The following is a 12,368-nucleotide window of genomic DNA, read 5'->3' as shown; positions in this document are numbered from 1 at the left end:
TGGCTCGGGCCAGGCTGGGCGCCGGGGCGCTCAAAGCTCGAGGTTGTCGATCAGACGGGTCTGGCCCAGACGGGCTGCACCCAGCGCGACCAGGGGCTCGCCGGCCAGACGCTCGGCGTCGGTCGGCGGCAGCAGGTCGGACCGGCGGCGCAGGGTGAGGTAATCCGGCACCCAGCCGCGGGCCCGCAGGCTGTCCGCGGCAGCGGCCTCGATCGAGGCCAGCGTCGCGGCACCGTCCCGGGCGCCTGCGGCCAATTGTCGCAGGGATTGGGCCAGGGCGATGGCTTCCACCCTTTCAGCGGGCTGGAGGTAGCCGTTGCGCGAGGACAGGGCCAGGCCATCCTCGGCCCGCACCGTGGCGTGGCCGACGATCTCGAGGGGCAGCGCGAACTGGCGCACCATGCCGCGGATGACCGCCAGCTGCTGGTAGTCCTTCTGGCCAAAGACGGCCACGGCCGGCTGCACGATCTGGAACAGCTTCATCACCACGGTGCACACGCCCGTGAAGAAGCCGGGGCGAAACTCGCCTTCCAGCAGATCGGCCAGGGCTGCGGGCGGCTGCACCTTGTAGGCCTGGGGCTCGGGGTAGAGCTCGGATTCAGAGGGCGCGAAGACGATGTCGCAGCCGGCCGGGGCCAGCAACTCGGCGTCGCGCGCCAGCGTGCGGGGGTATTGGTCGAAGTCCTCGTGCGGCAGGAATTGCAGCCGGTTGACGAAGATGCTGACCACCACCGGGCCGCCGCGCCGGGCGGCCTCGCGCACCAGGCTCAGGTGGCCCTCGTGCAGATTGCCCATGGTCGGCACGAAGACCGTGCGCTGCTGGCCGGCCAGCGCCTGGCGCAGCTCGGCAATGGTGTGAATGACGCGCATGCGCCCTCTCCTCCTGCGGACCCGGCCTTGCCCAGGCCAGCCCACCTCAGTGTTCAGGAATCAGTAGCCGTGCACGGCCTCGTCGGGGAAACGACCGGCCTTCACGTCGACAACGTAGCGACGCAGGGCCTGCGCCACCGACAGGCCCGGCGCATCGGCGGCGGTGCCGGGCTCGCGGGTGAAGTCGCGCACGAAGCGCGGGCGCTTGCCGGAGGTCAGCCCCAGCAGGTCGTGCAGCACCAGCACCTGGCCGGTGGTGCCCGCGCCCGCCCCGATGCCGATGGTCATCATCTCGGGATGGGCCTGGGTGATCTCGCGGGCCAACGCAGAGGGCACCAGCTCCAGCACCAGCATGGCGGCGCCGGCCTGGGCCAGGGCGGCGGCATCGGCCTTGAGCTGGGCCGCCGCGGCCTCGTCACGCCCCTGGATGCGGAAGCCCCCCAGGGCATGCACGCGCTGCGGCGTCAGGCCCAGGTGTCCGCAGACCGGGATGCCCCGGTCCACCAGGAAGCGCACCGTGTGGGCGATGTCGCCACCGCCCTCGATCTTGACCATCTGGGCGCCGGCACGCATCAGCACCGCGGCCGATTCGAAGGCCTGCTGCGGGCTGGCCTCGTAGCTGCCGAAGGGCATGTCCGTCACCAGCCAGGCCTGGCGCTTGGCCCGGGCCACACAGGCCGTGTGGTAGGCCATGTGCTCCAGCGTGACCGGCAGGGTGCTGCTCTGGCCCTGCACCACATTGCCCAGCGAATCTCCCACCAGCTGGATGTCCACCTCGGCCGCATCCAGCAGCTGGGCAAACGTCGCGTCGTAGCAGGTCACCATGGCGAGTTTCTCGCCGCGGGCGGCCATGTCGCGCAGACGGGGCAGGTTCAGCGCCGGGCGGGGCGCGGCAGCAGTGGGTTCAACCGGATGGACACTCATGGATCAACTCAGAGACGGCTGCCACACGGGCAGGGACCGGCATTGTGCACCCAGGCCCGAGGGCCTGCGGCGACCGGCCCTGCCTCGGAGCAACCGCCCTTCAACGCAGCGGACCGATGGCGCGCATGGCGTGGACGGCGCCTTCGCCGATCGACGCGCCAAATCGCTTGGCCAGGCGTTCGGCCACGTTTTCCTGCGGGGTGTAGTCGATGACGTCCTCGGCCTTGACCACCTCGCGGGCCACGTAGTCCAGGTTGCCGTAGTGGTCGGCCAACCCCTTGTTCACGGCCTCTTCGCCGTTCCAGAACAGACCGGAGAAGGTGTCCTCGTCCACCTTCAGGCGGTCCCCCCGGCCGTGCTTGACCACCGTGATGAACTGCTTGTGGATCTGCGCCAGCATCGCCTCGGCGTAGCCCTTCTGCTTCTCGTCGACCGGCGAGAACGGGTCCAGCATGCCCTTGTTGGCACCCGCGGTCAGCAGGCGGCGCTCGACGCCCAGCTTGTCCATCAGGCCGGTGAAGCCGAAGCCGTCCATCAGCACGCCGATGGAGCCGACGATGCTGGCCTTGTCGACGTAGATCTCGTCGGCGTTGACGGCCATGTAATAGGCCGCCGAGGCGCACATCTCCTCGCAGACGGCGTAGAGCTTCTTGTTCGGGTGCAGCTTGCGCAGACGCTGGATCTCGTCGCTGACGATGCCGGCCTGCACCGGGCTGCCGCCCGGCGAGTTGAAGCGCATCACGATGCCCTTGGCGGCGTCGTCCTCATAGGCCGACTTCAGCGAGGCGACGATGTTCTCGGCGCTGGCCTCGCTCTGCTCGGCGATCTCGCCACGCACCTCGATGAGTGCGGTGTGCGGGCCCGAGGGTGCGGCCGGACGCATCCCGTGCTGGGTGAACACCGCCCAGGCCACGGCCAGCACCAGGCCGAACCAGGCCAGCCGGAAGCCGATGCGCCAGCGGCGTTCGCTGCGGCGCTGGCGCAGCATCTCACTGCCAAACTGCTGCAGCAGGGATTCCAGCCCGGCCAGGCGCTGGGCTTCGGGCGACGGTGACGCGGCAGGCGCCGCTGCAGGACTGGCGGCGGATTCCGGCGCGGGCGAGGCGCTCAGCGGAGAGTCGTACGGACCCAGGGGATCCGGCGTGGACGGTTCGTTCGACGACATGGTGTTCAGTTGGAGAGGCGGAAAGCCGGCTCGCCGCAGGCGGCCGGAACGGGTTCAGAGCAAGGTTGGCGCCGGGGCAGGCGGGGCGGGTCGGACATCGGCATCAGGCCACCACCAGACCTGATCGCCCTCTTCTTCCACCCGCAGGGCCCGCAGGCGCTGGCCCCGCCCGGGGCCGGCAATGCAGTAGCCATCGGAGGGCTCGAAGGTGGCGCCATGCAGGGCACAGACGATCCAGCGCTTCTGGGTATCCAGAAAGCGGCCGGGCTGCCAGTCCATCTCGGCGGAGACATGCACGCAGCGGTTCAGGTAGCCCACCACCCGGCCCTCGAAGCGCAGAACAAAGGCCCGGGCCGGCCGGCCCCAGAGCAGCACGTCGAACACCCAGGCATCACCCCGCTCGGCCAGCGCCTGGCTGGCGCACAGCGCGATGCGGGAGGACGCAGCCGGCTCGGTCATGGTGTGTCAGGCATTGTCGAGCAGCCAGGCATGCAACTCGGGGGTGGAGTGGGCCACGAACAGGGGATTCAGCGGCACGAAAGCCGCCGGATCGTGGGCCCCGAAGCTGACCCCCACCGCCGCGGTGCGCGCGTTGCGGGCCATTTCCAGGTCATGGGTGGTGTCGCCAATCATCAGCGTGCGCTCCGGCGGTACGCCGAACTCGGCCATCAGTTCCTCCAGCATGCGGGGGTGCGGCTTGGAGAAGGTCTCGTCGGCGGTGCGGCTGGCATCGAACACCCCCTTGAGCTCGGTGCTGGAGAGCGCCTCGTCCAGACCGCGGCGGCTCTTGCCGGTGGCCACGGTCAGCCAATGGTGCCGGTCCTTCAGCGCACTGAGCATCTCCAGCGTGCCCTGGAACAGGCTGATCTCGTGCTGGGCGGCGAAATAGTGGTGGCGATAGCGCTGCCCCAACTCCGGGTAGCGCTCGGGCGGCAGACCCGGCACCACCTTCTGCAGCGCCTCGTGCAGGCCCAGGCCGATCACGAAGGCGGCCTCCTGGTCGCTGGGCACGGGCAGTTGCAGGTCCTGGGCGGCGCGCTGAATGCACCGCACGATCAGGGCGGTGGAATCGAACAGCGTGCCATCCCAATCGAAGGCGATGAGGTCGAAGCGGCGGGAACGGGTCATGGTCGGAAATCAGGCGGCCGTGGCCGGGGTCAGCTGGGCCAGCAGTGTCTCGCATTCCGGAGGCAAGGGGGCTTCCAGCTCAATGCGGGCCCCGCTGACCGGATGGTCGAAGGCCAGGCGCCGGGCATGCAGGAACATGCGGTCGAAACGCGCGCCCGCCACCGTCCGGCCGGCGGCCAGGGCCTTGTTCAGGGCGAAGTCGCCGTACTTCTCGTCGCCGACGATGGGATGCCCCTCGTGCGACAAGTGCACCCGGATCTGGTGGGTGCGGCCGGTCTTGATGGTCACGTCCAGCAGGCTGAAGCCGGCGTAGCGGGCCGCCACCCGCACCAGCGAAATGGAGCGCCGGCCATCCTCGTCGTCGCCCGGCACGGCACGCACCCGGCGCTCGCCCTCGGCGGTCAGGTACTTGTGCAGGGCCACGTCGATGACCTTCTTGCGCGCCGGCCAGTCGCCGATCACCAGGGCCGCATAGGTCTTGCCGGTCTCGCGCTGGCGAAACTGGTCCTGCAGCGCAGTCAGGGCGCTGCGCTTCTTGGCCAGCAGCAGCAGGCCCGAGGTTTCCTTGTCCAGCCGGTGCACCAATTCCAGGAACTTGGCCTGCGGCCGGGCTCGGCGCAGCTGCTCGATGACCCCGAAGCTGACCCCGCTGCCGCCGTGCACGGCCACGCCGGCCGGCTTGTCGATCACCAGCAGTTGCTCGTCCTCGAACAGCACCGGGAACTCGCGGGCCGGCACCGCCGCGGCCGTCGCCTCGTCAGGCGCCTCGGCCACCCGCACCGGCGGCACACGCACCACCTGGCCCTCTTCCAGCCGGGTGTCGGCACTGGCCCGGGCCTTGTCCACCCGCACCTCGCCGGAGCGGATGATCCGGTAAACATGGGTCTTGGGGACGCCCTTGAGTTCGCGCAGCAGGAAGTTGTCCAGGCGCTGGCCGACCGAGCGTTCATCCACCGTGACCAGACGAACGCTCGGGGCCACCGGCGCGGCCCGCTCGGGCTTCGCGGCCTTGGGGGCCGGCGTCATCGCCGGAGTGGGCGCCAACTTGGAGGTCGTCTTTCGTGGGGCCAGCCGGGGCGCCCCGGTGGTTTTGTCAGGCGTGCTGCGACGGGCCGTGGCGGGCCTGTTTTTCGCCTTTATAATGGTCTGAGCCACGATTGAGCCCTAAGTGCTTGATTTTTCTGAGTTTACCTCGGGCACCCCGGGCGATATCGTGGAAAGGCGCGCAGAATTCTTGCGCGCCGCAAGGTGATGCAACGCCTGATTCCCCTGGAATGGCCGGTCCCGACGTGATCGACGGCCTCGGAAATCTGGCGGCAGAGAGACATGGAATGTGCCGCCCTGCCTCGGCAGGGGTCCATCAAAAGGTTTTCATCGGGCGCGATGACCAGACCGACCTTCGGTCCAGGATCGAGCCCGGCGTTCTGAGTGAACGAATCCGTTTTCCGCATGCTGTCGTTTCCTGATTGCTTCCGTTTGACAGGCCCCGGTGCTCCACCGGAGCGGCCTGCATGGGAGCGTGCGCCCACGGCCCTTGCCGTGCGCCCGGGATTCGCGCCATCCGGCAACCGGGGTTCTGACACCCGGGCGCACGCGCCAACGCTGTCCACCTGAGTCCGCCACGAGCGGCACTTTGGGCAGTCCAGGGCGATTCCTTCCACCGGCTTTTCCGTTTTCTCGTGCATCGTTCGGGGTGCCGTTCGGACTGTCCTCCTTTTCGATGACGTCCGAGCGTCGCCTCCATTTCGTGCGGCCGGCTTGCCGGGCGCACGTGGACAGGAGTGCACATGAAACGCATGCTGATCAACGCGACGCAGCCGGAAGAGCGGCGCCTCGCGATCGTCGATGGCCAGAAGCTGCTCGACTTCGAGACCGAGATCGAAGGACGCGAACAGCGCAAGGGCAACATCTACAAGGCCGTCGTCACCCGCGTCGAGCCGTCCCTGGAAGCCTGCTTCGTCGATTACGGTGAGGACCGCCACGGCTTCCTGCCCTTCAAGGAAATCTCGCGCCAGTACTTCAAGGAAGGCGTTTCCGTGAAGGACGCCAAGATCCAGGACGTGATCGCCAACGGCCAGGAACTGCTGGTCCAGGTCGAGAAGGAAGAGCGCGGCAACAAGGGTGCGGCGCTGACCACCTTTGTCAGCCTGGCCGGCCGTTACCTGGTACTGATGCCCAACAACCCGCGTGGCGGTGGCGTGAGCCGCCGCATCGAGGGTGAACAGCGCGAAGAATTGAAGGAAAACCTCGATCAGCTCGATTACCCCAAGGGCATGAGCCTGATCGCCCGCACCGCGGGCATCGGCCGTTCCGCCGCCGAGCTGCAGTGGGACCTGAACTACATGCTCAAGCTCTGGGACGCCATCGACAGCGCGTCCAAGGTGGGCAAGGGCGCCTTCCTGATCTACCAGGAATCGTCGCTAGTGATCCGCGCCATCCGCGACTACTTCACCGCCGACATCGGCGAGATCCTGATCGACACGGACGACATCTACGATCAGGCCCAGCAGTTCATGAACCACGTGATGCCGGAATCGGCCAATCGCGTGAAGCGCTACCGGGATGACGCGCCGCTGTTCTCGCGCTTCCAGATCGAGCACCAGATCGAAACGGCCTTCAGCCGCACGGTGAACCTGCCCTCGGGCGGCGCCATCGTGATCGACCACACCGAGGCCCTGGTCGCGGTGGACGTGAACTCGGCGCGCTCCACGCGCGGCACCGACATCGAGGAAACCGCCACCCGCACCAACCTGGAAGCCGCCGACGAGATCGCCCGCCAGTGCCGCCTGCGCGACCTTGGTGGCCTGATCGTGGTCGACTTCATCGACATGGAGGAGAGCAAGAACCGCCGCGATGTCGAGCAGCGTCTGAAAGACGCCCTGCGCTTCGACCGTGCCCGCGTGCAGTTCAGCTCCATCTCCAAGTTCGGCCTGCTGGAACTGAGCCGCCAGCGCCTGCGCCCGGCCCTGTCCGAAGGCAGCCACATCACCTGCCCGCGCTGCAACGGCACCGGCCACATCCGCGACACCGAGTCCTCGGCGCTGCAGATCCTGCGCATCATCCAGGAAGAGGCTCTGAAGGAAAACACCGCTGCCGTGCACGTGCAGGTGCCGGTGGAAGTGACCTCCTTCCTGCTCAACGAAAAGCGCCAGGAGATCAGCAAGATCGAGCTCAAGCAGCGCATCGCCGTGCTGCTGGTGCCCAACAAGCACCTGGACACGCCCAACTACAAGCTCGAGCGCCTGCGCCACGACGACCCGCGCCTGGAAAACCTGCAAGCCAGCTACACCATGGTGCAGGAGACCGACGAAGAGGTGTCCATCTCCCGTCGCGAAAAGGCCAAGCCCAAGCAGGAGCCGGTGATCAAGGGCGTGCTGCCCGACCAGCCGGCCCCGGTGGCCCCGCCGCCCGCTCCCACGCCGGCACCGACTCCGGCCGCTGCGGCCGCGGCCCCGACGCCTGCGCCGGCCCAGGCCAGCGGTGGTGGCTTCTTCGGCTGGCTCAAGAAGCTCTTCGGCACGGAGCCGGCCCCGGCGCCGGTCGCCAAGGCCGAGCCCACTCCGGCGGCCAAGACCGAAGGGGGTGAACGTGGCGGCCGCAACGGCGGCAACCGCCGGGACCGTGGCGAACGCGGTGAGCGCGGCAGCCGCGGTGAAGCCGGTGGCCGCAACGGCGGCCAGCGTGCGGAAGGCGGTCGCGGCGAAGGCGGCAACAAGCCGCGCCGCGAAGACAACCGCGGGGAACGCGGGGAGCGTCCTGAGCGCGCCGAACGCGGTGAACGTGGTGGCCGCGGCGAAGGCCGTCGCAACGCCCCCGAGCGGGTGGAGGCCCTGGACGCCAACACGCAGGAACGCAAGCCGCGCACCGAACTGGAAGTGCCGGCCAATGCCCTGGCCGACAAGGTCGAGGGCGCGGAGGCTGAAGGCGCGCTGGCCGATGCCGAGCGCAATGGCGGCCGCCGCCGCCGCCGCCGTGGTGGCCGTGGCCGCGACGGTGAGCGCACCGAAGGCGAGGTGATCCAAGGCGCCGAAGGCATGGCCGATGGCGAAACCCCGACCGAAGCCCGTGCCGCCGAGGCCGCCGATCTGGTGGCCGCCGCAACCGAAGCGCCGGCCGCCGAGCCGGCCGAAGGTGAGCGCGAAGGCCGTGGTCGCCGCAACCGCCGTCCCCGCCGCGAGCAGGTGGACACGCAGGACGAAGGCGGCCAGACCCCCGAGGCTGCACCGCTGGGCGAGGACACCGCTGCCGCTGCGCCGAGCGTGGTGGCCGATGCCCCGGTTCCGGTCGAGACGCCTGCGGCCGCACCGGCCGCAGCCCCGGCCCCGACCCCAACTCCGGTCGCTGCTGCCCCGGTCGTGGTGCCGACCTACACCCTGGCCCTGGATGAGCTCAACGCCATCGCAGCGGGTGCCGGCCTGAGCTGGGTGAACTCCGACGCCGAGAAGGTGCGCGTGGTGAAGGAAGCCATCGCGGCTGAACCCAAGCCGGTCCATGTGCCGCGCGAGCGGCCGCCGGCGGTGGTCATGGACCAGGGCCCGCTGGTGCTGGTCGAGACCCGCAAGGACCTCAGCCAGGTCACCCTGCCATTCGACACGCCTCAGTCCTGAGCGCTGTCAGTGCCCCAATGAAAACGGCCCCTCGGGGCCGTTTTTTTTGGAAAGCAAGGCGGCGAAGACTTAGGGCGCCGTCGGCCGCCCCGGGCCCACGGTGCCTTCGGCACGGGCCGACAGGTAGGCATAGAGGTCACCGATGTGGGCCGTGACCACCGGCTCACCGGCCCAGGCGGGCATGGTCAGCAGCCCCTGCCGACCGGCCACCACGTCATCCACCAGCGCGTTGCGATCGGCCTGTTGCGGCGGCAGACCCCAGTCGTAGCGGTTGAGCACTAGGCCGACGAAGCGGCGCTCGCCCAGCGAGGACACCCGCTCCAGCAGATTGGGACCGGCCCCCGGCAGGCCGGCCGCGTCGGCCCCATGGCAGCTGGCGCAACGGGCCTGGAAGACCCGCCAGCCACCATAGACGGAGCCCTGGGGCGCGGCGGCCTTGGCCAGCTGACGGGCTGGCTCGCGGTTCTGCCACTCCACGGCACAGCCGGCGAGCAAGGTGGTCGCGGCCAACACGACCGCGGCGGGGCGCAACCCGCTTGAACAAAGGTGCAGCTTCATGGGGTCTCTCTCCTCGGTCGTATGAAGGAAGGGGGCTCAGCCCTGCAGGCGCTCCAGCGCCCGCTGGTAGGCCGGCGACATCATCAGCTCGTCCCAGGGCAGTGGTTCGGTTTGGGGCAACAGGGCCAGGCGGCGCCGCTCCGACAGCGGCTCCGGCGCCCACTGGTCCTGGGTCTCGGCCTGCATCAGGCCGTCGAGCAGCTCATCCACCGGCCGCCCCCCCTCCACCTGGGACTGGTTGCACAGCAGCACCAGATCGCAGCCGGCCTGCAGCGCCGCCACGCCGGCTTCGGTGGCACTCACCGCCCGCCCCTCAATGAAGCGGGCGCCTTCCATGCTGAGGTCGTCGCTGAAGATGGCGCCCTCGAAGCCGAGCTGGTGCCGCAGGATGTCCTGCAGCCAGACCGGGGAGAAGCCGGCCGGCCGCGCGTCGACCTTGGGGTAGATCACATGGGCCGGCATCACGCTGGCCAAGGCCCCGCCCAACCAGCTGTAGGGCTGCGCGTCCTCGGTCAGGATGGCCTTGCGCGAGCGCTTGTCCACCGGCACCGCCACATGGCTGTCGGCCTTCACGAAGCCGTGACCGGGGAAATGCTTGCCGCAGTTGGCCATGCCGGCCAGCAGCAGGCCGTGCATCACGCTCTTGGCCAGCAGGGTCACCACGCGGGCGTCGCGGTGGAAGGCCCGATCGCCGATCACGCTGCTCTCGCCATGGTCCAGGTCCAGCACCGGGGTGAAGCTGAGGTCCACCCCACAGGCGCGCAACTCGCTGGCCAGCACGAAGCCGGCCGCGGTGGCCGCCTCGGTGGCGACCATCGCGTCCTGCATCCAGCGCTGGCCGTAGTGACGCATCGACGGCAGGTGGGTGAAGCCGTCGGTGCGCAGGCGCTGCACCCGGCCGCCCTCATGGTCGATGCAGACCAGCAGGTCTTCGCGAATGGCCTTGATCTCCGCGATCAACGCGGTGAGCTGGGCCCGGTGCTGCCAGTTGCGGGTGAAGAGGATGAGTCCGCCGGTGAGCGGATGGGCCAGGCGGCGGCGGTCGTCGGCGGTCAATGCGGTGCCGGCGATGTCGAGGATGACGGGGCTGTGGTGGTTCATGGGGACAAGGACGCGGACGCGTCGGCAGCGGTTTCGACGACGACGAAGCTGACCACGTAGTCGGTCTCGTCGCTGAGGGTGACATGGGCGCGCCAGCCGCGGGCAGCGAACCAGTCGGCCAACTCACCCGAGAGTCGCACAAAGGGCTGGCCGCTGGGGTGGTTGAGGATCTCGCAGGCACGCCAGGTCATGGGCATGTGCAGGCCCAGGCCGATGGCCTTGGAGAAGGACTCCTTGGCCGAGAAGCGGGTGGCCAGGTAGGCCAGGCCACGGCCCTCCTCCCGCGCGCGCCGGGCCTGGAACACCTGCCATTCGGCCGGTCCCAGCACCTTCCGGGCAAAGCGGTCGCCCTTGCGGGCCAGCACCGCGGTGATGCGGCGCAGGTCGCAGATGTCGGTGCCGATGCCGACGACCATGGCTCAGGCCCGGGGCTGCACCTGGCGAATGCAGGCCAGGTAGGCCCGCACCGTGGCGTCGTAGCCCAGTTCCAGCGCATCGGCGATCAGGGCGTGGCCGATGGAGACCTCCTGCACGCCCGGGACGAGGTGCAGGAAGTCAGCCAGGTTGTCCCGGCTCAGGTCGTGGCCGGCATTGACGCCCAGGCCGGCCGCCAGTGCGGCCTGGCCCGCAGCTGCGAAACGGGCCCCGACCTCCTCCTGCCGGGGCGTGCCCCAGGCCGCCGCCCAGCTCTCGGTGTAGAGCTCAACCCGGTCCGCCCCCAGCGCCGCGGCGGGGCCCATGGCCTCAGGCAGCGGGTCCATGAAGAGGCTGACCCGCACGCCCAGCGCATGGCACTCGTCGATCAGCGGCTTCAGCACCGGTGCATCGGCCGGCAGGTTCCAGCCATGGTCGGAGGTGAACTGCCCCACCGTGTCGGGCACGAAGGTGGCCTGGTGGGGCCGCACCGCCCGGATGAAGTCCATCAGGTTGTGCAGGGGGTTGCCCTCGACGTTGTATTCCACCGCCGGCCAGGCCCGGAGCAACTCGGCCAGTTCGTGCACATCGCTGCCGCGGATGTGGCGCTCGTCCGGACGGGGGTGCACCGTGATGCCCTGGGCACCGGCCTTCAGCACGATGTCGGCAGCCCGCGTCACGCTGGGGATGCCCAGGTGGCGGGTGTTGCGCAGCAGCGCGACCTTGTTGAGGTTGACCGACAGAGCGGTGCCGGCGCCGGAATGGCCACCGGCTTCGGGAGCGACGAGCGGGTTCATGGTGTGGTCGGCGAGGAAGACGCCAGAGGGAGAGGTGCGTCCATCAGCTGCTGCGCGTCGATCATCACATCGCGCGTACGCAGTCGGGGCGAACCCAGATGATAGTGAAGCAGGCCACGCAGGGTGGTCTTGAGCGCGGGCAAGGCCTGGGCGCACAGGACCTGCAGCTCGGCCAGCGCGCCATGGTCCAGGGCCTGCTGCAGGGCCGCCCAGCGGGCGCCGGGCAGTGCAGCTTCACCCTGCTGCCAGGCCACCAGGCCCAGTTCGGGCCGCAGCTGGTAGGGCGCATCGGCGGCCAGGGCCAGGCCGGAGGCCGTCTGTTCGTCCAGCTGCGGCAGCAGGCCGATCTCGCGCAGCAGCACGATCTCAAAGGCCCGCAGTGCGGCCTGGGTCAGGGTGTCGTCGGCCGCGCCCAGCGCAGGCAGCGTGGCGGCGTAGGCATCGAACAGCAGCGGGTGCGGGTCGTGCCGGGCCAGCAGCTTCATCAGCAACTCGTTGAGGTAAAAGCCGCTGAACAGGGCCGAGCCGCCCAGCATGGGCTGGCCACCGGCCCATTCGGCGCTGCGCAAAGTGAGGATGTCGGCCGTCTCGTCCTTGGCCGGCCGGCTGGCCACCACCAGCAGGCGCTGAAATGGCAGCAGCACCGGACGCAGCTGAGAGTAGGGCCGCTTGGCGCCCTTGGCCGCCACGGTGATGCGGCCCTGGTCCCGGCTGAAGAGGTCCAGGATCAGGCTGGACTCGCTCCAGTCGTAGCGGTGCAGCACATAGGCCGGTGCGGGGGCCGTGGCGCGGCGAGAGGACATG

At 69.5% G+C, this 12,368-nt stretch carries 12 protein-coding genes; 1 reads left to right on the top strand and 11 read right to left on the bottom strand.

The window, feature by feature from the left end; translation table 11 throughout:
- Positions 1–30: 30 nt before the first annotated feature.
- The 6 genes from panC to M0L44_RS03665 form a co-directional block, all read right to left on the bottom strand.
- Entirely contained in the window at positions 31–870 is an 840-nt protein-coding gene (gene panC / locus M0L44_RS03690) for a pantoate--beta-alanine ligase (protein ID WP_252768261.1), read from the bottom strand.
- Between the two features lie 60 nt (positions 871–930).
- Complete coding sequence (gene panB / locus M0L44_RS03685; protein ID WP_252768260.1) at positions 931–1,794, bottom strand: 3-methyl-2-oxobutanoate hydroxymethyltransferase; 864 nt, start codon at positions 1,792–1,794, stop codon at positions 931–933.
- A gap of 100 nt (positions 1,795–1,894) precedes the next feature.
- The gene (locus tag M0L44_RS03680; protein WP_252768259.1) at positions 1,895–2,959 is read right to left on the bottom strand and encodes a S49 family peptidase; all 1,065 of its coding nucleotides are present in this window, start codon (positions 2,957–2,959) and stop codon (positions 1,895–1,897) included.
- A gap of 54 nt (positions 2,960–3,013) precedes the next feature.
- Positions 3,014–3,418 carry a Rieske (2Fe-2S) protein gene (locus tag M0L44_RS03675; RefSeq protein WP_252768258.1) on the bottom strand — a complete coding sequence of 135 codons (405 nt, stop codon included), beginning with the start codon at positions 3,416–3,418 and terminating at the stop codon, positions 3,014–3,016.
- A 6-nt stretch (positions 3,419–3,424) separates the two neighbouring features.
- Positions 3,425–4,087 (bottom strand): HAD-IA family hydrolase, encoded by a 663-nt coding sequence (locus M0L44_RS03670; protein WP_252768257.1) that lies wholly within the window; start codon positions 4,085–4,087, stop codon positions 3,425–3,427.
- A gap of 9 nt (positions 4,088–4,096) precedes the next feature.
- Positions 4,097–5,113, bottom strand: coding sequence for an RluA family pseudouridine synthase (locus M0L44_RS03665; RefSeq protein ID WP_252768256.1), 1,017 nt, complete (start codon positions 5,111–5,113; stop codon positions 4,097–4,099).
- 761 nt (positions 5,114–5,874) lie between these two features.
- Here M0L44_RS03665 and M0L44_RS03660 point away from each other — a divergent pair.
- Entirely contained in the window at positions 5,875–8,694 is a 2,820-nt protein-coding gene (locus tag M0L44_RS03660) for an Rne/Rng family ribonuclease (protein WP_252768255.1), read from the top strand.
- Positions 8,695–8,763: 69 nt separating this feature from the next.
- Here the strand turns inward: M0L44_RS03660 and M0L44_RS03655 are convergent, their stop codons facing one another.
- From M0L44_RS03655 to recO, 5 genes are read right to left on the bottom strand one after another with little or no spacing between them, the layout of a single operon-like run.
- Positions 8,764–9,252: a c-type cytochrome gene (locus M0L44_RS03655; protein ID WP_252768254.1), complete on the bottom strand. Its 489-nt coding sequence runs from the start codon at positions 9,250–9,252 to the stop codon at positions 8,764–8,766.
- 36 nt (positions 9,253–9,288) lie between these two features.
- Positions 9,289–10,353, bottom strand: coding sequence for a beta-N-acetylhexosaminidase (nagZ, locus tag M0L44_RS03650; RefSeq protein ID WP_252768253.1), 1,065 nt, complete (start codon positions 10,351–10,353; stop codon positions 9,289–9,291).
- Positions 10,350–10,769, bottom strand: a complete 420-nt coding sequence (acpS, locus tag M0L44_RS03645) for a holo-ACP synthase (protein ID WP_252768252.1) — start codon at positions 10,767–10,769, stop codon at positions 10,350–10,352. Before acpS ends, nagZ begins: the two co-directional genes overlap by 4 nt.
- A gap of 3 nt (positions 10,770–10,772) precedes the next feature.
- Positions 10,773–11,564, bottom strand: a complete 792-nt coding sequence (locus M0L44_RS03640) for a pyridoxine 5'-phosphate synthase (RefSeq protein WP_252768251.1) — start codon at positions 11,562–11,564, stop codon at positions 10,773–10,775.
- On the bottom strand, positions 11,561–12,367 hold the full coding sequence (gene recO / locus M0L44_RS03635) for a DNA repair protein RecO (RefSeq protein WP_252768250.1): 807 nt from the start codon (positions 12,365–12,367) through the stop codon (positions 11,561–11,563). Before recO ends, M0L44_RS03640 begins: the two co-directional genes overlap by 4 nt.
- Position 12,368: the final 1 nt, after the last annotated feature.

The organism is Ideonella oryzae (assembly GCF_024055665.1).
GTDB classification, from domain to species: Bacteria; Pseudomonadota; Gammaproteobacteria; order Burkholderiales; family Burkholderiaceae_C; genus Ideonella; species Ideonella oryzae.
Note: the sequence above shows the minus strand (reverse complement) of the source record. Positions and strands in the feature narration are given on the sequence as shown.